General features: G+C 34.9%; 12 protein-coding genes. 1 reads left to right on the plus strand and 11 read right to left on the minus strand.

Going from position 1 to position 25,158, the window contains the following annotated elements; genetic code table 11:
• Window positions 1-34: 34 nt before the first annotated feature.
• The 7 genes from BMX09_RS04310 to BMX09_RS10075 form a co-directional block, all read right to left on the minus strand.
• Window positions 35-1,738, minus strand: coding sequence for an FAD-dependent oxidoreductase (locus BMX09_RS04310; RefSeq protein ID WP_089746474.1), 1,704 nt, complete (start codon window positions 1,736-1,738; stop codon window positions 35-37).
• 28 nt (window positions 1,739-1,766) lie between these two features.
• Entirely contained in the window at window positions 1,767-3,086 is a 1,320-nt protein-coding gene (locus BMX09_RS04315; protein ID WP_089746475.1) for a YeeE/YedE family protein, read from the minus strand.
• Between the two features lie 583 nt (window positions 3,087-3,669).
• Window positions 3,670-4,488, minus strand: coding sequence for a CPBP family intramembrane glutamic endopeptidase (locus BMX09_RS04320; protein WP_177159528.1), 819 nt, complete (start codon window positions 4,486-4,488; stop codon window positions 3,670-3,672).
• 264 nt (window positions 4,489-4,752) lie between these two features.
• The gene (locus BMX09_RS04325; protein ID WP_089746477.1) at window positions 4,753-8,922 is read right to left on the minus strand and encodes a G5 domain-containing protein; all 4,170 of its coding nucleotides are present in this window, start codon (window positions 8,920-8,922) and stop codon (window positions 4,753-4,755) included.
• 268 nt (window positions 8,923-9,190) lie between these two features.
• Window positions 9,191-10,453: a dihydrolipoyl dehydrogenase family protein gene (locus BMX09_RS04330; RefSeq protein WP_089746478.1), complete on the minus strand. Its 1,263-nt coding sequence runs from the start codon at window positions 10,451-10,453 to the stop codon at window positions 9,191-9,193.
• 218 nt (window positions 10,454-10,671) lie between these two features.
• Window positions 10,672-15,357, minus strand: coding sequence for an alpha/beta fold hydrolase (locus tag BMX09_RS04335; protein WP_089746479.1), 4,686 nt, complete (start codon window positions 15,355-15,357; stop codon window positions 10,672-10,674).
• A 33-nt stretch (window positions 15,358-15,390) separates the two neighbouring features.
• Window positions 15,391-15,561, minus strand: a complete 171-nt coding sequence (locus tag BMX09_RS10075; protein WP_177159529.1) for a hypothetical protein — start codon at window positions 15,559-15,561, stop codon at window positions 15,391-15,393.
• A gap of 212 nt (window positions 15,562-15,773) precedes the next feature.
• Between BMX09_RS10075 and BMX09_RS04345 the strand changes: the two genes are divergently transcribed.
• The gene (locus tag BMX09_RS04345; protein ID WP_089746481.1) at window positions 15,774-15,956 is read left to right on the plus strand and encodes a hypothetical protein; all 183 of its coding nucleotides are present in this window, start codon (window positions 15,774-15,776) and stop codon (window positions 15,954-15,956) included.
• Window positions 15,957-16,091: 135 nt separating this feature from the next.
• Here the strand turns inward: BMX09_RS04345 and BMX09_RS04350 are convergent, their stop codons facing one another.
• From BMX09_RS04350 to BMX09_RS04365, 4 genes are all read right to left on the minus strand, one after another.
• A complete protein-coding gene (locus tag BMX09_RS04350) occupies window positions 16,092-21,428 on the minus strand; it encodes a SpaA isopeptide-forming pilin-related protein (RefSeq protein ID WP_177159530.1) in 5,337 nt (1,778 codons plus the stop codon).
• A 251-nt stretch (window positions 21,429-21,679) separates the two neighbouring features.
• Window positions 21,680-22,207 carry an ECF transporter S component gene (locus BMX09_RS04355; protein WP_177159531.1) on the minus strand — a complete coding sequence of 176 codons (528 nt, stop codon included), beginning with the start codon at window positions 22,205-22,207 and terminating at the stop codon, window positions 21,680-21,682.
• Window positions 22,208-22,221: 14 nt separating this feature from the next.
• Window positions 22,222-23,181: a nucleoside hydrolase gene (locus BMX09_RS04360; RefSeq protein WP_089746484.1), complete on the minus strand. Its 960-nt coding sequence runs from the start codon at window positions 23,179-23,181 to the stop codon at window positions 22,222-22,224.
• Window positions 23,182-23,515: 334 nt separating this feature from the next.
• Complete coding sequence (locus BMX09_RS04365; RefSeq protein ID WP_177159532.1) at window positions 23,516-24,988, minus strand: DUF4357 domain-containing protein; 1,473 nt, start codon at window positions 24,986-24,988, stop codon at window positions 23,516-23,518.
• Between the last annotated feature and the right edge of the window lie 170 nt (window positions 24,989-25,158).

The raw sequence follows: 25,158 nt of genomic DNA on the forward strand, positions 1-25,158 counted from the left end.
CCTAGGAAGATTACTCCCCCTAGGCATTCCCATTTTATAGTAAATCAAATCTGTAGTTAGTTACAATTGGCTCGCGACCAGTTGTAATATCTGTAAAGTATTCATAACAAGAAATTGCTAGGAATGAACCTTGAATATTGTAAACTTGTGAGTAGCCACGATTTGTTAGTTCTCTTACCATATAATAGCTGCGTTGAGAAGATAAGCAGTGAACATAGACTGGTTTATCTGTTGGAATTTCATCCAAACGTTGACGGAATTCACTTAATGGAATATTAATGGCACCTTTAATGTGACCTTCTTCATATTCACGAGCTTCACGTGCATCAATAATCATTGCGCCGCTTTCTACTAATGAGCGAACCTCACTTAAACGAACTTGTTTGTATTCTCCATTTAAAAGGTTTGTTGCAACTAATGCAGCCATATTCACTGGGTCTTTTGCAGTGCCAAACCATGGTGAGTAACATAATTCTAATTCTTTTAAGTCTTCGATATTTGCACGATTCATAATCATTGCTGCAATCACATCAACACGTTTATCAACATTACCTTTACCAACTGATTGACCACCTAAAATTTGACCTGTTGGAACTTGGTAGATTAATTTGAAATGAATTGGATTTGCTTCTGGCATTAATCCAACACGATCTTTTGGAATAACATAAGCTACATCATACTCAATTCCAGCTTCTTGACAAGCTTTTTCATTTAAACCTGTACATGCTGCATTGTAATCGAAAATCTTAATAACTGAAGAACCAATAACACCTGTATTACGGTAAGTTCTACCAAACATATGGTCAGCCGCAGCTCTTGCTTGACGTTGTGCAGGTCCAGCTAATGTTAGACGAGTCTTTTTATTTGTAATAAAATCAGTTACTTCAATTGCATCTCCCACTGCATAAATACTTGGGTCAGTTGTTTGATAGTGGTGATTTACTAAGATACCACCTGTTGAACCGATTTCTAAGCCTGCTTCAACTGCTAATGATGTCTCAGGTGTAACACCAACGGCTAATACAACGGCACCAGCTTTGACTTCTTTACCTGAAGCTAAAGTAATTTCATTATCAGTAATTTCTGTTACAGTATCATTTAAGATTAACTCAACACCTTTATCATGAATTTCTTTATGTAGAATTTGAACAATATCGTGATCCATTGGTGTTAAGATTTGGTCTAAGCCTTCTACCAATGTGACATTTTTACCTGCTTCACGTAATGATACCATACATTCTAGTCCGATAAAGCCACCACCGATAACCGCAACATCATCAATCTTATTATCATCAATGTAACGTTTTAGCGAGTCAACATCGCCAACATTTTTAACGACAAAGACATTTTTATTATCCACACCTTTAATAGATTTTGGACGAATAGCTTTTGCACCTGGAGATAAGACTAATACATCATAGCTTTCATCGTAGGTTTCACCAGTTTTTACATTTTTAATCGTAACAGATTTTTCATCACGATTAATTTTTACCACTTCACTTAAAACTTTAACATCTAAATTATATTGTTTTTTTAATTTTTCTGGAGTCATTAATACTAAATCACATGATGACACAATCAATTCATTCAAATGGAACGGCAAACAACAATTTGAGAATGAAACATTTTCATCACGTTCAAATACCAACACCTCTGCATATGGATCGATACGTTTAATTCTAGCAGCAGTTGACATTCCACCTGCTACACCACCAACTACAACATATTTTTTAGACATAATTTTTTCCTCCTACCTTTTTTAATAATTATTTAAAATCACGTTTATCTCGATGTCGAGGTGGAACTAGACAAGACTTGCCACCTGCAAAAATCTTCAATCCAGCCACTGCCCCTAACGAAATAAAGAACATGAAAATCCAACCTGATAATGAAAAGTTTGGTATTGATGAATATAAAGCACCAATATTACAACCCTTCGCAAAACGAGAACCAAATCCCATGAATAGACCACCTAATGAGAATAGGAAAGCATTTTTACTATCGAACTTATAATTAGCTTTAAAGCGACTTGCTAACAAGAATGCAATAAATGAACCACATACAATCCCAATATCCAAGATAACGCCACCATCAGATAAAAGGCCTGCTTCAACTGTTTTGTTAATTGAATTAAATGCTGGATCTGTAAAATGAATACCAAATAACCCAACAAACCATACTGCAATTTTGGTAAAAGCTGAAGTAACACCCCAAGCTTTTCCTTTAAAGATAATAATAGCACCAGATACTGCACTTAATAATATAGCACCAGTATTAAAGCTCCATCGCTCAACAAACATCTTATGATACAAACTTATACCAAATGGATTACCTGACAATGGATCTTCTAATGGCTTTTCAAAATCTTCATAATCACCTAACGGATCCATATAGGTACCTTCTTCTTTACGCATCTTTTCATAACGTTGAGTAAACCCATACAAAATCATCAAAGCCACAATTGTCACAATAATCGCACCAAAATACCCAAAATAATCTGGCAAGTAAGCTCGAACACCGATATTGCCTATTGGATTACGATCAACAACTTCTCGTAAATAATGTCCTGGAATGGTAGCTAATACAAAGAATGGAAATGCAAACGCCGCATGACCTTCCCCTTCACCAAAGTCAGCTAAAGTACCCGAAGCGCAACCTCCAGCAATAATCATCCCAATACCGAAGATGAACGCCCCAACAACCGTCCCAATATTTGTCATATAAACATTTTGTGTACCATGAATAATCTTATCTCCTTCCTGAGCTAGATAAGCTGGTACACCACCATGGACTGCATCATGCCATTGTACAGCTCCATATAAAATGGCTGCTACCCCAAAAGCCAATAACAAAGCTTTAGTCAAACTACCTTCACCGCGAACATAAATTCGTTTAATTCCTCCAGCAAAACCAAACCTTGTACGTGTTAAAATATACCCAATTGCCACTCCTGCTGCTAATGAAAATGCTAATTTAGCAGAAGTTTGATTTAACTGCATTCCCCAAAAAAATAACGCCAAAATAATAGCAAAGCCAATAATTGGTTGAGTTTTAGAAAATTTTTTTGAAAACTCCTCCACCTTCATCCGTATATTCCTCCTTAAATAAATTCAATAAACACTCAAAATTAGGGTTACCTAAAGAATAGTCGAAAAATAAAATCTTCGCAAAAACCAGCGACCCTCCCTTCACTACTAAAAAACCTTATTATTCTTTACGTATTCACCTCATAATTTCGCCATTATGATAACTTTTTTTATAAACAAATACAAGAGACCAAAAATCTGTTGGCAAAAGCGATAAAAATTAAATGAGGACAAAATAACGACTAATAAAAGAAGTATTTTAGACATAAATAAATCCCCAAAGTTAAAAAGTTCGCTCCTCACAAGGAAATCAAACGCAATAAACAGTCCATAAAATCTTTTTTGCTCAGTCTTCACAATGTATACACCAGACAAAACGGTAATTATATCCAAAATAAATATTTAATATGTCATATTTATTGATATTCATTTTTAAACCAAGCCCTGCCATTTGTTTTTTTATCACATTCAACCTGATAAATGGCATTATTCTCTATTTTTCTATCTAAAAATGATAAAAACAGACCTTTATAAAGATAAAAGTAAAAAAAATAGTAAAAATAAAAAAAAGATTAAGCAACTTTTACCACTTAATCTCCTTGTTTGTTTCTTCATTTACTTTTGTATTAGTTGATGATTTAGTTCCCTTTTGATTGGATGATGATTCAATTACATTTTTTGTTGGTGATGTATGCATTAATTTTAGTAATAAGAAGAATGCTGATACAATTCCTAGAATACTAATGATTAATATCCCCAATCCTGCTTTTGACTCAATTCGTACAAATGATATAGCCATTAAATCCCAAACCCAATGAAGCATCATAATAGGTACGATATTTTTAATTTGTATGGCAAAACACGCTAGCAATATTCCTAAAACAAATGCTTCTAAAAATTGCATAATCATCTCTTTAAACGATACACCACCTAATATATTCACAATATCTGTACACGCATATACTAAAGATGATAAAAACACAGCAGATAGAATAGAATATTTTTTCAGAAAAACTTCTAATATAATTCCCCTAAAAATCAACTCTTCTGTCATACTAATAAATAAGGCGAATAAAACCATACTAATGAATAATTCATAATTCCCTGCAAAATCTCCCGTACTTAAAAATACAATAAAAGTTGCCACTATACCTAAAGAAAAGATAATAAAAGTAGGTGTTAATCTAGGAATTTCCAATTTAAGAACGCCATGATTTTTAAAATACATACGATAAGCTAAGATCGCATATACAAACATCAACACCTCAAAACTTATGATGGCCTTCAGCATTCGATAATCTCCATAAGGATACCCAAAACAAAAATTTAAAACAAACATTACTAATCCCGAAATAGCAATATAAAAAAATGCAATTCTTAATGCTAACCTGTCTTCTTTCACCAACATGCCTCCCAAAATGATGCCATTATTTGTACGTCTCTTCTTAATGTGTCTTAATGTTGTATATTTGTGACACGATTAAGTCCCCTGTATGTATTTTCTCACAACAATTAATAAATAGCAAGCTAAGTATTTTATTTTTTCATAAAAAAATCCAATTTTATACTATTACAGTAAGAATCTAACAAATTTATCCCGATAAACCTTTTATTTCAAAAAAAGACAACCAACATGACTGCTGATTGTCTCTTTAATTGCATAATATTACACGATATGTCCTAATTCGTCTATTTTGTAGCCATTAACAACTTCATTACGAGCCATTTTACCATTTTCTTTTAAGTAATACCAATGATGGTTAGTGTAAATCCATTCATTTTTAGCCATTTCTCCATTTGTTTTTAGGTAGTAATCTCCTACCCAAGTATCGTGTAAATAATATCCATTTTCATCGGCTTTAAACCAATTTGCATAGTTCTTATCATAAATCCATTCGTTTTTAGCCATGTAACCCCAATCTTTTAAGTAGTACGCGCCTACCCATTGATTTTGAGCGTAAGTACCGTCTGAATTAATAAAGTGCCAGCCTGTTGTTGGATGATAGATCCATTCGTTTTTAGCCATTTGTCCATATTGTTTTAAGTAGAAGGATCCGACCCACTCGTCATGGGCATAGGTTCCATCTGAATGGATATAAAACCAATCTTCACCAACTGGCATCCATTCGCCTTGAGCCATACCGCCCCAGTCTTTGAATAGATAGTATGTGCCATTGATTACTTCCCAACCCCGTGCCATTTGACCATTTTCTTTTAGATAGTACCAATTGCTACCATCTTTTAGCCAACCAGTTTGCATTTCGGCTTTTTCATTAAAGAAATACCAATTCTTGCCTTCTGGTAGCCAGCCAATTGCTTTTTTGCCATCTTCTTGGTAGTAAGTCCAAATATCATTTTCTTTGACCCAACCTCTTTGTTTGCTTGGTTTTTCGGGTTTTGGATTTACTGGTTTGTTATCTATATCTGGTGTTGTTGGTTTTTCTGGTTGAACCACTTCGCTATCTGTATCTGGTGTTACTGCATCATCTCTGCTATCAGGTTCTGGTATTACGTCAACATCACCTGTTTGTTTGCTATTAGCTAAGTCTTTTGCTTTTTGTACAATCGCTGTTAAGTCATCTCCGTTTTGAGTTTTTTCTAGTTCGTCGATGAATGATTGTTGTTCATCGGCTGTTAGAGTTGTTATAGCTTTAACTTCTTTAACGGCTTCAGCCACTTTTTTGTCGTGTTCAGCTAGTGTTTGTTCGGCTATATGCTTATTTGATAATTCTTGTGCTTCGTAAATAAACTGATTAGTGTCACAGCCGATTGCGCAATTAACTAATTGATTAATATAGTTTGTGCGCTCTTCATCAGTTAAGCCAGGCATTTTTTCAATTTGTGCTTGGGCTTGTTTGATATTTGCTTCATGAGCGGCTTGTTCATGAATATGTTGTGCTGAGACTGTTTGAGCTTCTTCTATAATTGAAGTTACATCTGTTCCAACTATTGTACCGCTCAAGCGTTGGTTGAAGTTAGCTTTTTCTGCGTCTGTTAAACCTGCCATAGCGTCGATTTGTTTCTTAGCATCAGTCACTTTTTTATTATGTTCAGCTTTTGCAGTTTCTTTTTCTATTGCTTCTGTGTCGGGATTTGTGGTGTTTGTTTCTTTATCTGCCACTTTGGTACCGACATGAATGACTTTATTAATAGCTGGTGTTGTCGTTGTTACTGGTTCGTTAGCTCTAATTGTTCCTGTAGCTTGATCTAAGGTATAGCTAATAGTGGTTGTAGTTGTACCATTTTGACCTTCACGAATAACATTTTCAACGCCTTTTACTAGTGTTTCATCATTAATGCGTTCCACTACAAATGGGATTTTGGTTGTTGTGATAGTTGGTTTTGTACCGACTTTAACAATTCTATTAATTGGTGCTGTTGTAACTTTACCATCTGTTTTTTTGCCAGTAACTCCTTCTTGAATCACTTGTTGTTTGCCATGAGTTAGGCTACTGTCTGCTTGGTATTCTGTTTTAAAAGCAATTGTTTCAATGACTGGTTCAAGTGTTTTGGCTTTAGATACTTGTACACTAACTGGAATTTCATCAAAAGAGCCATCATCATAAGTGACTTTAACTTTTACATCATGATTGCCTGTCAATTTTGGCACTGTGCCAATTATTTCTTTTGTGGTTGTTCCAGCAGCTTCTGTGATAGTAACTTTTTCCAGAATTTTTTCTTTTGCTGCTTCTACAGTTGTGTCTTCAGTGTATTCAGCCATGCCACCTGTTAAGTTTGGTTGATAGATAGCTGATTTTTGACTTGGGTCTTTTGCGATTGTTAAGTGATAGTAATCAGATGCAAATGTATTCGCTCTTCCCTTAACTCTAAATTCATATTCGCCTTTTGGTAAGTTGGTTAATACATCATTTTCAGCATCTTTCCAAGAATCTTCTCCCACTTTATGATATTGTGTATTAGAAACAAAATTCACTTGATTACCACCGGCTGCTGTTTCGCTTAATGTAACCCATTGTGGCGTTCTAATTGGTTTATTAATTCTAATTTCTTGTGAGGTAGAATACGTATTAATAGGAGATTTCTTTCTAACTAAAATAATCGCATGTGTCTTATCATGTACACTATCGACTGTTCTTTCAGGTGTGACAAGCACTTCATTAGTTGTAGCCCTTCTCCATACACCATCTCCTAAATTATATTCCATAGTCTCATCCAAATTCGCTAAAATCCCACTATCATTCGCTACACCTACAAAGGTTGCTTTAGGTTCTTCTAAATCATTCATCCGATCAATCGTTAAATCCTTCTTACCCTCAATAAAATTATAATCAGATTTCGCTGTTTCGATGGTAATAGTATCAGAAGTCATTGATTTAATCGGAAATTCGTATGTTTTCTCATCTATTTTAGTAAGCGTGTCACTTGCTTTATTAGCATTTTTTAACTTAATATTGAATAATGCTAAATCAACTGGCTTATCTAAAGTGAGGCGAATTTTCACCATATGTTCTTCATTAACAACTTGATACTGAACGCTAATATCTTTACTTCTTTTTTGAATAAGGTCAATCTTATTATCTAATGTATATTTGAATAATACTCCCTTACCTTTTAAAACGCCTAATTGCTCATGCTTTTGATATTCAACTCGTGTACCTGGAACGATAAATGAGCGTTGCACTTCATATTGCTTATAGCTTGGATGAGCAGTATACGGAATATAAATCAACACCTCATTAATCCCTGGCTTCATGGTTTGATTAGCTCTTTTTACTTGCTCTTCAACTGATAGATCCATTAATGCATCAATATCTGATCTTGTACCACGATAACCGACTAATTCTTTTCCTAAGTCCTGACCATTATCATGAACAAATCTTGTCTTTTCAAAAAATTCCTTCGTAGCAAATAAATAATCATAATCAGTATAACCTCTTTGATCGCCCCATGTAGCATCAACATAATACCATTTGCCATCAATTTTAACGCGATTCCATGCATGAAGAGAATTTGTCGCTTCATTTTGACCACCAGGTTGTTTAATTAAGCCTGTTTGATATTCAGCAACGATTCCTGATTTATCCATTAAGTATTTAAATGCTCTAGCATACCCTTCACAAACCGCTCTACCTTCTACTAATGAATTATATTTACTTGGACGTCCTAAATAACGAGAATCATAAGTAATATTATCTACCAAATAATCAAACGCAAAAGCTACCTTATCACGATCAGATAAATTCTTCATTTGATTTAGAATTTCTTCAACCTTATAATCAACTGCTTTTGTATTCGCAACAGCATTTTCACGAACAACTTTAATCGGTAAAACATGTGCATATTCATTTTTATAAACAGCAACTACCCAACCATATAAATATTCATCTTTTTGGGCAATTGGTCGTGCTGTAATGCTTTTTCCATCTTCATTTATTTTAACTAAGCTGGCCGTTTGATACTTATCTCCATGCCAGTCTATTGGAGCAGTCTCTTCACGGGATTCATTAGCATCAAAAAATTTATCATAAGGAACAGTCGTTAAAATATAATAATCTACTCCTTCAGTTACTTCCTTACCAGTTGAATCTAGCAAGCGTAAATCAGCTGACTCATTTTCACCTAAAACAATCTCATCTTCTTCAAAATAAAATCCTCTATAAGGTTTAATGGCGCTATGATCATCATGTAAATATTTCACTAAATTTTGGCGGAATTGTTCTTTATCAAACTGTACCGTCTCTTGATGTGTATCCCCTGCCTCATCTTGTACTTGTGCATTCACAGTAGATGGATTCTCTTCAGCCAATATGACTTGAGAATTCATAGTGATGGTTAACATACCCGCACCCATTACTGTTAAAGTCTTTTTTTTCATCGTCTTCCCTCCATTTACCAATACCTAAAAATTCATCCCCCTGCAATACAATTTTCTTTCGTCATCATCTGCTAACTAATTAGTAAGAGATTACCTTATCATTGGCCCAATCATCAAAAAACTTAAGCCTCCCAGTAAAATCTTCTCCCAAATCGCTAGTATATCTTGCATTTATTTTGACATATTTATGGCCAAAACACCAGTAAAAACCTCTAGATAAGTGAATATTTTAACTGATAGGAAACTTGGAAATTACTTGACACTAACTTTAAAAATCATTCAAACTTTCACTGAATGTTGGATGTGTGTAAATAAAGTTTTTAATAGTATCAAATTTAATACCTTCTTTAATCGCAATGGCTAAAGTATTAATCATTTCATGTGCTTCTTGGTGATATAAAGTTGCTCCAATAATATATCCTTCATCATCAACTAAAATTTTTGAAAATCCGGCTGGTTCACCAATGACATGTGCTTTTGGAATTGCCATTGTTTCTACTTGGTGTTTTGTATAGTGGATTCCTTTTGCTTGAGCTTGTTTTTCATTTAACCCAACACGTGCATAAGCTGGATCAATAAACGTTGCTGTCGCAAAGCCTTCACGATAAGCTGTTGTACGAGTATTTTTCTCACCCATAATTTGTGGTAAGACAATCCGGCTGTCATCTAATGAAATATAGGTAAAGAATGCCCCACCTTTAACATCTCCTACTGCATAAATATGATCAACGCTTGTATGTAAGTTTTCATCAACGACAATCTCACCACGTTCGCCTAATACAATATCTGTATTTTCTAAGCCTAAATTTTTTGTATTCGGTACACGACCGATTGATACTAAGACTTCATCAAAACCTTCATCATTAATTTCTGTTTGATTAAATTTAAAGGTAATGCCACGATTTTGTAAGACTTCTAAGACACGTTTACTATCTTCTTCATCTTCCATTGGCAAAAATTGATCATCAATTTGTGACACGGTTACCGCTGTTCCAAAATTGTTAAAAATGCTAGCAAATTCTAAACCAATAAATCCTGCGCCAACGATTAATAGTTTTTCTGGACGTTTTGTTAAGTTTAAAATTTCTTCACTAGTTTTATAATTTCCAATGCGACGTGGTGTTGAGCCTGTATTAATAATCATATTTTTTGCTGTTAATACTTCACCATTGACCCAAACTTCTTGATTATTTAAAAATTTAGCTTCACCAATATAGATATCAGCTGTTTCTTCAACATCTAGTAATGAATAGCTTTTTTGATTTAATTTATGAACCATTGCATCTTTTTTAGCCATAGCTTCTAAAAACGCTTGATCTTCATCAACTGTAATTCCCATTTTTTTAGCTTGTGCCACAATTTTAGCACTTTTTTCTAAAGATTTAGTTGGAAGACACGCACGATTGATACAAGTTCCCCCAAACATACTTGGATCTTTTTCAATAATCGCAACCTTTTTATGTTGTTTAGCTGCTTTTAGTGCAATGGTTTTCCCTGCTTTACCCCAACCAATAACTAATACATCATACATATTAACTCCCTCTTTCTGTCTAAAATTATTAATTTGAGGCTATTATATTCTTAAAAAATATCAACAATCAATTGATTTGCTTGCAATAATCATAACTTTACAAACTTTTTACATTCCTTTTACAAATCTTAAAAAGCCCCTACTAACGCAAAAACGACCACACAAATCAGTATGATCGTTCCTTGCACGTTAGTTAAAAAATTTAATCTGTCTACTATTTATGATTTTTTCAATTTACCGGTTGCATCTATGCGATAGCCATTGATTACTTCATTTTGAGCCATTTGACCATTCGCTTTGAGGTAATACCATTCGCCTTTATAAGATTGCCATTCATTTCGACTTATTTCACCAGTATTTTTAAAGAAATACCAATGATTATTAGTGTAAATCCATTCCTGTTTAGCCATGTAGCCCCATTGTTTAAGGTAGTATGCCCCAATCCATTGATTTTGAGCGTAGGTACCATCTGGATTACTATAGAACCAACTTTGGTAATGATTGTCATAGATCCATTCATTATATGCCATTTGTCCATATTGTTTTAAGTAGAAGGATCCGACCCACTCGTCATGGGCATAGGTTCCATCTGAATGGATATAAAACCAATCTTCACCAACTGGCATCCATTCGCCTTGAGCCATACCGCCCCAGTCTTTGAATAGATAGTATGTGCCATTGATTACTTCCCAACCCCGTGCCATTTGACCATTTTCTTTTAGATAGTACCAATTGCTACCATCTTTTAGCCAACCTATTTGCATCATACCATTTGAATTCATGTAATACCACTTACCCTCAATCTCTTGCCAACCAACTTGCATTATACCGTCATGACTAAAGTAGTACCAGTAATGAGCTATTTTCTGCCATCCTGTTACTTTTTCACCCGATGCATCATAATACATCCATTTATCAGCAACTTGTTGCCAGCCTTCTTTATGAGGGAGAGTTGGTCTTGCTTCATCTTTGAATGAGGTTAATTGACAAGTGTGCCCTTTAATCAGTTCGCCTTGTACATTACGAGTAATAACACCTGACTGACCGGTGAATTCTTTTGTGTCAAAGACTCCTGCTGCTAAATCTTTTTGGAATTGACTAGGATCCGCCATAAAGCGTGTACGGATTACTTCAACTGGTGCAATCTTTTGCCCTTGCGTTGTATGACTACTATTCGCAACGGTTAATAAAGTTCCTCCTAGTAATTTGGCTGCTACAACACCATTCGCATATGGTGTAGCTGGGTCATAACTTGATGAAATAACTAAGACATTTGGTAGATTATTCAGATAGTTGCCAGTTGGTAGCGTACTTTTTGATTCTGGTAAGTATGGTTCAATTGTTTCAGCTAACCAGATATAACGTTGATTGCCTTGTTCATCTTTACCAGGATTATTAAATGGCGCTGCTTGATAATAGGCATCGTAAAACTTAAGTCGTTCTTGTTCATTCATTGCTTGTCTTTTTTGAAGTGGCTTATCCATAGCAGAAATCACTTGGAATGCATGCTCCATATAGCTATCGTGTCGACCTTTTTTCTTATCAAAATATTTCATCGCTGATTGATAGACACCTGTTGCATCTTTATTCTTTTGTAAATTGATTAAATTCGTGTTTAAAGTCGGCCATTTGTCCATTGAATATAATGGATCAACTGCTAAGCCATATACCATGTGCTTGAAGCTAATTGGGACTTCGACATTTCCTTCGCCTAAGTTAGCTTTTGCTTGATAGTAGCCTGTTTCCCATGCTTTGCGCATTAAACGCATAAATTCTACATAAGCTTTGTTGATTTGTTCTTCGGTTGGTTCGCCATCTACCTTTCCAACAACCTCATCCGCAAAACTGGTTGGCATGTAGTAATCGTGTTTGATGGATGTTTTAAGGAATTCTTTTAAGGTATCATTAAACCCACGAATTTGTGAGATAACAGGATCTTCTAAAGAATTTTGACATGGATAGTATTCTTTAAAGTCACTATTAAATAATGTTTCGTTATTGTCTAAGGGATTCATTAAACCATCAAGGGTCATGGCACCGATATTTTGGCCGAATTCTTGTGCATAGGCATAACCAATACGAGTCCCATAACTAAATCCTAGATAATTAAGCTTTTCATTCCCCAATACAGCACGCATTAAATCTAAGTCACGAGCAGTATTAACGGTACCAACATACGGGATGAATTCTTCTCCCTTAACGCCAAATAATTTACCTGTATTTAGTAAACATTGCTCAGCATTATATTTCATAATGTCGCTATTTTCTTGGTAGCTTAAACCATCTGAACCAGCTAGTTGTTGTAAGAAGGCATCACTTGATTCGCAGCGGATTTGTGGAAGAGATGAACCTACTCCACGTGCGTCAAACCCAATAATGTCGTATTCTTTATTCAATTCGGCTAATTCACGATCTTCTACCGCACGCAAGCCATCATAACCTGGTCCACCATAGTTCACAAATAGACTTCCTTTTGAATGGCCACTAGTTGCAGGCTTTTTCGCTATTGCAATGGCTGCTGTTTTGCCGGATGGGTTTTCGTAGTCAATCGGTACAATAATATAAGCCGTTTGTACACCGCCAGTATTATGAACTGGGAACTTTTCAGGCGATTGCCAGTTAACTTTTTGGGTATAAAATTCACTTAAGTTGGCTGGTACTTCCCCTTTTGCTTCCCCTCCTCTTTGTGGACGACCAATCTTGTATGAGCCGTCTGCTAATTTGAATTGATCGGCTGCTTCTGGTAATAAGAAGTCATCTGGATCTTGTTTGTAATTTTTGAAGGCTTCTTTTGTTGCTTTAGGTGCTTTTATAGCATGTTTAGCAGGTGTTGTATCCGTATCTTTGGCAATGGCTGCTTCAACTAGCGCTGCAATATCAGTTGCGTCTTGAGCGATGTCACATGTTTCTTCTGGTATCGCAACTGCTGAAGCATCTTGGTCATGGTCTTCGCCTTCATGATGGTCTTGATCTTCATCGTCGTGACCGTCATGGTGATGTTCATCTAGGAAGACACCTACTGGATATGTGCTATCAGCTGCTTGTTCTTGTATAATGAGGTATTCCCCTGCTTCTAAGACTGGATCTTCTGGTGTATCTTGGTCAGTAGCAGGTGTATAAAGAGTTGTTTCACCCGTTGTGAGGTTTTTTACAGTATAGCTCCGTCCGCCTAGATTTAATTGGAAATCTTTTATATTATTAATCTGCATTTCACGTAGATTAGGATTCTTATGTAATATAAATAATGTATTCACCTTTTCTGGTAGTGTCGGTAGCGTAATAGTTTCAATAGCGGCAAATTTGAACATCCCTTGCATATCATTCACGCTAGTTAACGTCCATTGGCTAATATCAATTTGTTTAATATTTGTTTGGTTAAACATAAATGACGTATTCTCCACTTTTTCAGTATTCCATTGACTAACATCAATCTCTGTAATCGCTGCATGGTCAAACATATTACTCATATCCGTTACTTGTGAGGTATCCCATTTACTAATGTCTAATCTTGTAGCTTGACTATTAGCAAACATTGAAGACATACTTGTCACGTTTTCGGTATTCCATTTTGAAACATCAGGATTAGCTTTTGCAGCACTACCAAACATTCCCTGCATATCCGTTACATTTTCAGTCTGCCAGTTTGAAACGTCGGGATTGGCACTTTTTGTATCAGCAAACATCGTAGACATTGTTGTTACTTGTGAGACATCCCAACGTGATACATCAGGATCAGCACTAATAGCTCCCGCAAACATCGCACCCATAGTTGTCACTTTTCCTGTATTCCAATTCGTTACATCCGGATTGGCTCTTTCTGAAGCAGCAAACATCGCGCGCATTGAACTTACATTTGAGACATCCCAATTACTTGTATCAGGATTCGCAACAGTTGTACCTTGGAACATCCCTGTCATATCGGTTACTTTAGCAGTGTCCCAATTTGATACATCGGGATTGGCATATTTCGTAAAGCCAAAGACATAGGACATATCGGTGACTTTTTCAGTATTCCATAAAGAAACATCCGGATTAGCGGCTTTTGCTTGTGAGAAGATGGAATTCATTGTCGTTACGTGTGAGGTATCCCAATCTAAGACATTCGGATTAGCCATAACTGATTCTTGGAACATTGAACTTAAATCAGTTGCTTTACTTATATCCCAATTTGTTACATCAGGATTGGCTAATTGCGCTTTATGAAACATTTGCTTAAAGCTTGTGACATTAGCAGTTTGCCATTTTGTTGTATTAGGTTGGGCTTTTTGTGATGAATCAAACATCCCCTCCATTGTCGTTACCTGTGAAGTGTCCCAATTTGTTACATCGGGGTCTGCCGTATTCGTATCTGAAAACATATAAGACATATCCGTTACCTTTGAGGTATCCCAATTTGCTACTTTGGGATCGGCATTCACCATACTACTAAACATATAAGACATATTGGTAACTTGGCTAACGTCCACTTTATCTAGTCCAGTAATAACCCCACCAAATGCTTTAAACCACTGACTGGCATCTTGCGGGAATTGAATCACTTTATCTGTTGTTGGATTAAAGATAATTTTTTCGGTGCGTGAATATAATTTTTCAATAGCGGCATTATATTTAATGGTATTTTCCCAAATCTCTTTATCGAGTTGGCCATCTCCTGTAATCGTAATGGTATAGAGTGGTGTTTTTACAGTTTCATAAGTAAACCAGTCAAACGTTTCTTCTTCGCCAGTAATGCTAATTGTTGCTTTTAGTGTTTTTTCTTTATTCAAATCAACGATAACGGGTTCTTTTTCGCTAAGCTCTTCCGCATGTACTACTGGTATCGTTACTGGTGCAACGACTGGTGTAGCGACCGATGATAATAAGACAGCTACTGACATTGCTTGATATAATGTATTTTTCTTCATATATAAACCTCCCAAATTCTTCTATATTTATGGTTAGTGCTGTTGATTATGATGCACCACCTCATTCTTCCTAACTTTTTTATGAAGACCCCAATCCTCATAAACCCTATATTCTTTTCTACTAATGCTAAACTCCTCCCCAAATCCCGCATTAAACTCTATCACCCCCATTAGAACTATATTTCTTTGCTCGTCTTTCCACATCTTATACGATAGACGATTCGATAGCCACATTATACAAATATCTAAGTCTTATATCAATCGTAATCGTTCCGAATTATGAAAAAATATTCAAAATGCCTTCATAAATAAATTAAAAAATAAAAAATCCAAACCAATTTTTTCGTATCATTAAATGAGCAGGTAATTTTTCTACCTCATCACTATTTTACAAAAGAAAGGATGTACAAGAAATTATGAAAACAAATAAAAATGAACAAGCACTTGATACGAACTATTCAGAAAATGGCGAAGTAACTATCATTATCAATGGTCATAGCTATAGCTTATTAGATTTATTGCAAATGGAATCTGTACCAGTAAATGATCCTATCTATGGCGATGTTGAGGAAATTATTTTGCCAACTGAAAGTGAATAAGTTTTGTTATACTCACAATACAAAGCCCCGCAAAGCAGTCCCTAACTACTAGGAATTTTTCTTTGCGGGGTATTCTTATCTATAAAAACACCTTTAAAAAGCGAATAATCACTTTTTAAAGGTGTCAAACTCATGTTATTGGTGAAGAGATTCTTTTCTATATAATATGTGCGCAGTCATTATTAACAACACACCCATTACAAAATAGATAAATTGCCCAATCCCACCTGTTGCAGGATATTCAGGCTCTTCGCCAATATTTTGAATAATGTTAGAATTTTGGTTATCTGCATCTTGCGTTGTATTTTTCGTAATGGTAATTGTCCGCAAGTCATCTGGATTCACTTGAAATTCAATAATTGGCAACGGATTACCATCATGATCTTCTTGATTTGGCAGATGATATCCTGGATTTGTTTTTGTTTCAAAAATACGATACCGCACTATTTCTGTTGTATCAATATTTAAGTTTTCAAATTCAAAACCGCCATCAACTGTCACAATTTTTCCATTTTCATCACATGGAGAACCTGTAAATGGTTGCCAAGTCTCGCCATTTTGCACTTCCACTCTGAATTCAACATCATCTAAATCCTCGAAAAATGCACCTCTTTGACCTACTTTTAAGAATTGTACATTGTTTTTTGGTGTAGGCGGATTTAGTTCTTTATGATTGACTACCGTGATTTCTAAATCACCAGCTGCTTCACTCGTTACTTGGAAAGTCTTCAAATAGTTACTATATGATAACCAGCCACCGTACTTTTTATACCAATAACCATTAGCGTTTTGTGCATAGGTTGCAAACTTACCTTTATGTATGGTTTCTACCCCAGCATCAAAATTTTCTACTGGTGAACCGTAATGATATGTAGCTTTAATGACATAGCCACAGCTTTCTGTCATTTTACCCACCATATCAAAAGTAATTTGCCCTTGACTGGTATTATCAGCACGTGACTTATCAATCGCAAACGAACTCGTAACATCTTGGTAAATAGCTGTATTAGTAGTATCCACCCCAAAACTATCCGGGAAGCTATCTTTATTTGGTGTTTGGACTTTATAAATCTTGAATTCTGCATCTTTGTTAATTAATCCTTCACCTGTTTGGCTAATACTTAATTCATATAAGCCATGAATATTTTCATTATTAGCACCTTGCGGATTAATATAGATTGTTTCTTGTACATTTTTATTGATTTCATCTAATACCATAATCTTACTACCAATTGTAACACCATCTTGACTAACCGTTCCTGACGAATAATTGACCTGAATCTTGTCTTTACCATTAGGATTAATTGGTTTTTCATTAATTCTCACTTGTTGATTGAAGTTATTTTGCTTAATGTTTGCATCGAATTCTTTCGTTATTTCTAATTCTTTAACAACCAAAGGATTAGTCGACTCTTCTGGTTGACGCTTATCGGTATCTTCTGCTATAGTAGTTCGTTCTTCTAAGTTATCAACTTCTGGTGCGAGCTCTTCGTTATTAGCATGATCACTTAGTTCAGCCTCTTCTTCTACTACTTCTTCCTCTGTTACTACTTCTGCTACTGCTTCTTCTTCTAAATGACTACCCTTTGTACCAGCGACAGCTTTTGTTAGATTAACTTTAGTATTTTGTAATAAACGTTGAGTGACTACTTTTTCTTTGAATTGTCGCATCTCTTCTGATTCATTCACCCCACGAACCAAATGTTGAGTATTACGTATATGCAAATCTTTATTAGACTCACCTAATCTTGCTGAAATATCAATTTTTCCTGGTTTAGTTTGTTGATATAAATCAATATACAATTGTGAATCAATATCTAATGTCTTTCTTAAGGTAAAATATTTGGCATATTCTGTAAAAGTAATTTTGTAGCCTTTTCCTTTTTCATCTTTAAAATACTGCCCCTTTGCAACACAACCAGCGGCATCCATAATATTAAAGAACTGATACTTGGAACCTTCAGGAATAATCCCACCTAAAGATATTGGACCATCATAATACAATTTGAAGTAATCTCCAGGTCTAATCTTACTGTCACCCATACGCCCATCACGCTGAATGGCAATCGTTATGGTTGAATCAATAATCTCTGCTTTAATCGGATCAACCACCGTATCTTCTGTATCAAATGTTTCTATAGACATAAAATTTGACACATCACGTGGATTAGTAGGATTATCTGGAATCTTATAATCAGCCCCGACTGGAATATGATACATATTTTCTTCTTTCACATAACCTTCTGGAGCCTTAGTTTCTTGAATTTGTAGGTTACCTTTTGGAATATTTTCAAAAGTGTATTCCCCTTTATCATTGGTAATCCCTGTAAAAATAGATGGATCATCTTCATCCCCAACTTCTAGCTTAAATTCAGCACCTTTTAACGGTTGACCTTTTTCATCAATTTTTTTAATTTTGAATTTTGTTGTTGGTAATCGTTTATAGTAAATATTTAATAGAGATTCCTCATTTGGAGTTGGTGTTGGTCCAATATTTGGCCAATTATTTTCTCCTTTTAATATTTCATAAGAACCATCATCTCTTAGGAAAACCCATCTTAAATAATCATCTCCCATTTTATCTTCTTCACTGTCATGCAGTTGCAAGCCATATGGTGCTTCATTTTCTCTAATCTTATAGCCTCCAGGTTCTAAATCTTCTAAGGTAACATAGCCATTAGAGTCAGTCGACACAGTATCAAATAAAACAAACTTCCCTTGTTGACTATCCCACTTCATTATATCTAAATCTACTTTTGGTAAAATAGTTGCATGATTATCCTGTTCCCAAATTAACGTTCTAAAAGTAATTGAATTATGTTTTTTATAATAGATACCAATATCCCCATTGGTTAATTGAACCAAATGATTATCTTTTGATTCAATAATACGATAATCTCCAGTTGTAGTAATCTCAATGCGACCTAACGGATCACCTGGACTTTTATAATTATTCGGAACATTACTATCATAAATGGTGTAGTTACCTGGTGGTAGGCTTTCAAACTTCACCTTACCATTAATTGTCTGAGAGTAATCTTGCCATGTTGATTCTTTATCATTCCATATATTTATTTGAATATTTTTATCCAGTAATAAACCATCACTTGTCAATGTTTCAAACCAAACCCGACTATATTCATGTTCGATGGTTGTATCTCCTATTGAAATCTGTCCCCACTGATTAACATTAAAGCTTAGTAAAGAAGTATCTAGATTAAATTTTGGATGTAAAAATGGTTTAGGCGTACTTGTTTCATATAATTGATAGTCTCCTGGAGCTAGTCTATTAAAATTAACTAAACCATCACCATTAGACCAAGCATCTTGATTAGAACGATACTGCGCTCCATCCCATTTTCTTAATTCAAGATGAACATTTTTAATATAAGTATTATATCCGCGCTCTTTCATATAAAAATTAATACTATTTGGCTCATTATATACATTCACTTTAATCCAATGATTGTTATTGATATCAGTAGTTTCATTGTAATTATCTGGAGCAATTTGAGCAGTTACTGTTGATTCAGTATCTGGATTAGGATTCCATGTATCCCTATGATAATTTTGGATTTTTGAATTTAATATTAAAGGGGATGAACTGTTTTGATTATAACGTCCCTTAATCCTGATAATATAACCATATGCTTCATTATATGCTTTATTAGAAAAAGCACCATAACGCCCGTTCAAGAAATGGCATCTAAAATAAATATCATTGATGTATCGAGGCCAATTATCATTAGTAAGTTTAGGGTTAGTTTGTCTACCATAACAAACGGCAGGATTTTTCCCCCAATTTCCTGCAGGTGTTTTATAAGGGTTGGTATTTTTATAGTTTAGATTATCATAATGAATACCATAACTAGGTGGCATTGAAATTTGGCTTGGGAATGCGTTAATATCAGATAAGTTATTATGCGCACCATTATTCATATACGCAAAATCAATTTGAAATCCTTGATACCCACTTCCGGCTACTTCAAATCTAAATCCTGGATTACCATAATAACTTTGACCTGTTCTAGCCAATGGATTCAAATAAATTAACGCTTCATACTCGCCATTTTGGTATTTTGTAATATGAATACCTTGGTTCGTATAGTTATTTTCACTAGCATAATGATTATAATTAACATAAACATTATTAGATGTATAAATATTCCCACCAAAATAATCTTGAATTTGCACTCGTTGAGAGTTCTTAACCTCAAAGCGATCAATATAGCGACGGGTTTTAATTTTTATATTAGAAATATCACTTAATTTTACAAAATCATTAAAAGTAAAGCGAATCCAATTATTATTTAACTCACGCCCCTCAGCTACTACGGCTCCATTCGCAAATGCTCGATATGCACGTTCTTGATTACGTGAAATCTCTGAGCCGCTATTAGTTCGATAGTCCATTCTTATTTCAAAATAATCACCCGGTTTAATATCTACATTTTGATAATCATCAATCTTTGCTTCTGTTATCACTTCGATAGATTGATACTGCAATGGATAGACTTCATTTTGAGAAATCCAGCTACTTTTATTGTAAAAATAATTAGATAAATCTCGATTAGAAATTGGATTTGTAGGAAAAGCTCCATCAAAATATACTTCACCAATATATTCTCCATAATTTCGTTGCGGATTTATTTTATATCCTGCTGCAGGACGTGTTTGCCATAAGTACTGTCTATTAGAATAGTTCTGCCAATACGCTTCCCCTTTATTATTTGTAGTTCGATAATCACCATTAATTTCAAATTGTGCACCACCTTGCGTGATTTTGTTTCTTGTTTGGCTATCATAATTATAGACTTCTAGATTCTTATTATATGGCGCTGCAAAGACCATTATCCTATCTAAGCCACTTGTTTTTAATTGGCCATCTGCTACTTCAATGTCTTTTAATGGAATTTCCTCTGCATCTTTGAATCTTTTCTTACTATATAATATGTACTTGCCATTAGGGATATTTTTGAATATTACTTTCCCGGATTTAGTCGTTGCGTTAATAGCAACTGTCTTTTCCGTATTCTGTACTTCTTTTTTTAATAATAGATTGGTATCTGGTAAAGGTATCACCTCTTCCTCGATTGTTACCCCTTGAACAGTGACAGGAATGTCTACTTTAGTTGTATCGGTATCCTTCGCTTCTTCATCAACATATAAAGTGTAGTTATCTTCTTCAACATATTCCTTAACAACTTCAGACACTGGTTCCTCTTGAAGAGAATTAGATTGATTGCCTTCAGAAGTTGTGTCATCTAAATTAGAAGGAGTAGCCGTATCTTCTACTTCACTATCCTCTGTTAATACTTCTTCTCCTACCATTATCTCTTCTACTTGTTCAGTCTTGCCATCCACTTCAAAAACTGTTGCTTCTTGTCCTAATACTATTCTTCCAAATATTGTACTAAATATCATTATCATTACAAATATAATCAAAATTTTATTTTTGTACGAAACTTTCATTTTTAGCCTCCTAACTAATTTATTGACTGTTACATCATGTATATACATCTATACTTTTACCATAACATATATTAGACACAATTTCAAAAGTTGATATAAACTTAGTAATATTTGTAATTTAACGGAAAAAGGATATCTTAATTCCTCCAAAAACACATTAATATTTACACCCTATCCATCATGGGTAGTTCCACACAAAAAAACAGCTAAGACTATTCCTAGCTGCTAATACATACTCTATTATAATAATCCTAACGCTTATTTAATCGGCGAATAATTTCTGAAGCAAATAATACCGCAAATAACTTATCGGCATAATCCGTCAAAAATTGAACAATAAATACAGCACTAATATCAGACATCCCTGCCACTCTTAATAATTGTACAATATAAGATGAGCCTGAAGACGTAATTGTACCAAAGACTTTTGCAGCAATTATCGCACTAACAATCGATACCGGAATGGACACTGCAAAAGTTGATACACCTTTCTTCCAAACTCTACCAGATTGGACTCCTTTCACACTACCAGCTAATATCCCTAACAGGACTTGTGCTGGTAAGAAGAAAAAGGAAAAATAATCAAACAAAATACCGTTCACAATTGACGACATGGCACCAACTCCAGCCGCCCAAAACGGTCCAAACACAAACGCCACTAATATAGTCCCTAAACTATCCATATAGATTGGTAATCTTAAAGCAAAAGCAATTAATCCCCCAATTAAATTAATAGCAACAGCCATTGCTGCAATACTGATTTTTTTATTCTTAGTCATTTTTTGAAACCCCATTATAGATCTCCTCTTTGAAAGATTTCCTCACGATACCCCTTAAATAATCCCGCTAAGAATTCTTTCATTGCTAACTTTTCATCAATATCGACATATAAAACAGCATTTGCTTCTTTCTTATAAAAATCATACTCATCAACAATTAATTGCCCCATCGCATAACCATCTAACTGCACTTCACAGAAATATTCTTCCATTGTAAACAGACTTGGATTCATATCTGCTAAAAATGTCAATGGATCATTAATTACGCTTCCAATAAGATTTTCATATTCAAAATGGAAATCCATATAAAAATTAGTAATACTACGGATAAATTCAGCACGCTCACGATCTAAATGCGTTACATACGAAATTGTGTTCGGCGTTAAGACAAATTTTCTCGTCGCATCAAGTGGCATGATTTTCAATTTTGTTGGTAAATTCTTCAACACATAATCAGCGGCATGCGGATCAACCCAATAGTTAAATTCAGCAACCGGTGAACAATTGCCATGCGAACGAAAAGCACCACCCATTGAAATAACTTCCACACCCTCAAAAGCTTCACGGTCTTTTTTAAGTGCCTTAGCAATATTTGTCAATGGTCCTAAAGCAAAAATCTTAATCTCTTTATCTTCTTTTATACTGTCTAAAATAAAATCTACTGCATCTTTGGCTTCAGGATCACGATAAGTAAATGGTAAATCTGACTCACCTAAACCATCCATACCATGCGTCTCTTTAGCTGTCACTAATTCACGCTCTAAAGGCACTTCTGCCCCCATATAGACTGGAATACGAACTTTCTCAAAATCAAGTACCTTCAACACATTATTATATGCCAAAGATGCCTCAACATTCCCTGAAACAGTTGTAATTCCTAAAATATCATAATATCCACTATTAATTGCAAAAGAAATCGCTAAAACATCATCAATTCCTGGATCGCAATCAATTATAATTTTCTTTTTATTCATTTTATTACCCCCTTTAATTTTTAAGGAGAACTGTTTGTATCATCAACCATAGTTTTTTATACTTGGAGTTTACGAACAAGTCCTAAATTATAGTATTAAGATTAATGCTTCTATAGTTTACCATTCTAGCGAGTTGACTGTCAATTTGACTTTTAGCTTTATTTCCTGAAAACTTCGCTGAATAATGATAAAAATAGTCCCTCTGACAAAGATATCAAAAGGACTAATTCTTTTTCGTATTATTGTGATAGCTAGACTTTATTCTAATAATATTTTTTGCTTCCAAAACATGGGATTCTAATCAGGCTATCCCCTCGCAAATACTTATGTAATGCTACCACAACTTCAAATCGAGTTGGATTTCCTTAGCTTTTTTATTATATTCTTGAATTGATTTTAGGCTGATGCCATCTTTACGTCGCCAACCTAATCGACCATTTGTGACACTTGCCGTAATGAATGAACTCGCTGCTGATGGACTCTGAAACAATAAATCTTCTTTCAAAACAAAATCATCACCAATAATATGCTGATACTGCTGACGCAACTGCTCATTAGCAACACTACATGATGCTTTAATAATCGGCGAAATCTTACTTCCTGCATAAACAATAAAACTTTCATCCTCACGTTCACGCCCCGTCGCCTCAGTACCCGACACATTAAAATACAATTCATCACTAGCTAATTCATTATCACTACGCCACTCCCTTAGAATCTCATTCAAGACCAGACCAGTACGCAATTTATGCTTATAATCACTATTACGCACCGCATTCCCTGTAGCTAAATAACTAAATTCACTATTTTCACGAATCATCGTATAGATACTCTGACCCACAAAGGCAATATATTCTTCAAATGCCTGCTTTTCTTCTAAAGATTGATAGACTAAAATAACTTTTCTCAGCTCATTAAAAGCGTGAACTTGCGCTTTATCCTCCTTATCAAACATGAATTCTAATAATTGGTAACGTGGCGAATCCTTTAGGTAATACTGATAGGCCAACTTCTTAGACGAACGAACCACATCCACAAATCCCCACTCAGGAAGCGGCACCGATAAATGCCCACCCGCTAAATGAACTAATGGATAGCTTTTTAAGACGGTATTTTCATCAGTTATATCCATCGTAGAATAATAAGTCGCCTGATTACTTTGCGCATAACAATAATACTCCCGATTAGAACTATCAAAAATCATCTCACTCTCACACAAACGATATTCCGGATGATAGACATGATAATAGCTTGTCCCACTAACTCGCCAATCATCCTTATCCGCCAAACACTCTATAATACACTCTAAAGCCGGCTTCGTTAAGCCAAAATGTTTTTTCCATAACTCCTCAATCTCTTGATAACTCGCATTCAGACTAGCACTACTTGAACTAGGCGTATAAATCACCCCCGCCAACAATCCCATAACATCTTCTGCTAAAAAGATTGGCGTATGATACGTATTATGCACCGTTAGAATGGCTAATTCACACTCCTGAAAGACCACCTTCTCCAAACTAATTTGCGGCACAAAACCTCCCGCAAAAGGCATCTCCTTCAATAAAGACTGAATCATCACTCCCGTCACATTAAAACTTTTAAGACCAACAACCTCACCATCCTTTGATACCCCAAAAATCATATAACAATCCTCATCATGAGAAGTATTCGCAAAAGCAATTATCTCTCTTATAAGATGCGTATTAACCTCTTTCAACTCTTGATAGAATGCCCAATACCAATGATGTTCCCCCTCAGAAAGCACCATCTCAAGAAATTCTTTACTTGTATATTCACTTAGTCTCATCATACCCCTCCACTCATTTACGTTCTCATTTTTAGATTACACTAAAAACACAAGAAATAATAGGGAAAATACAGGAAATTAAACATAAACTTTTCAAAAAATCTTTATAAAAAAATCCTCAAAAAGTTCGGCAACCACCCAAACTCATGAGGAAATACATCTCTATATAA

Origin of the sequence: Granulicatella balaenopterae, assembly GCF_900111135.1 — a bacterium.
Taxonomy (GTDB): domain Bacteria; phylum Bacillota; class Bacilli; order Lactobacillales; family Aerococcaceae; genus Granulicatella; species Granulicatella balaenopterae.

Excerpts from the sequence above, each read along its gene's own strand:
- BMX09_RS04310 (WP_089746474.1), bottom strand. The coding sequence starts at position 1,738 with ATGTCTAAAAAATATGTTGTAGTTGGTGGTGTAGCAGGTGGAATGTCA.
- BMX09_RS04315 (WP_089746475.1), bottom strand. The coding sequence starts at position 3,086 with ATGAAGGTGGAGGAGTTTTCAAAAAAATTTTCTAAAACTCAACCAATT.
- BMX09_RS04325 (WP_089746477.1), bottom strand. The coding sequence starts at position 8,922 with ATGAAAAAAAAGACTTTAACAGTAATGGGTGCGGGTATGTTAACCATC.
- BMX09_RS04330 (WP_089746478.1), bottom strand. The coding sequence starts at position 10,453 with ATGTATGATGTATTAGTTATTGGTTGGGGTAAAGCAGGGAAAACCATT.
- BMX09_RS04335 (WP_089746479.1), bottom strand. The coding sequence starts at position 15,357 with ATGAAGAAAAATACATTATATCAAGCAATGTCAGTAGCTGTCTTATTA.
- BMX09_RS10075 (WP_177159529.1), bottom strand. The coding sequence starts at position 15,561 with ATGTGGAAAGACGAGCAAAGAAATATAGTTCTAATGGGGGTGATAGAG.
- BMX09_RS04345 (WP_089746481.1), top strand. The coding sequence starts at position 15,774 with ATGAAAACAAATAAAAATGAACAAGCACTTGATACGAACTATTCAGAA.
- BMX09_RS04350 (WP_177159530.1), bottom strand. The coding sequence starts at position 21,428 with ATGAAAGTTTCGTACAAAAATAAAATTTTGATTATATTTGTAATGATA.
- BMX09_RS04355 (WP_177159531.1), bottom strand. The coding sequence starts at position 22,207 with ATGACTAAGAATAAAAAAATCAGTATTGCAGCAATGGCTGTTGCTATT.
- BMX09_RS04360 (WP_089746484.1), bottom strand. The coding sequence starts at position 23,181 with ATGAATAAAAAGAAAATTATAATTGATTGCGATCCAGGAATTGATGAT.
- BMX09_RS04365 (WP_177159532.1), bottom strand. The coding sequence starts at position 24,988 with ATGAGACTAAGTGAATATACAAGTAAAGAATTTCTTGAGATGGTGCTT.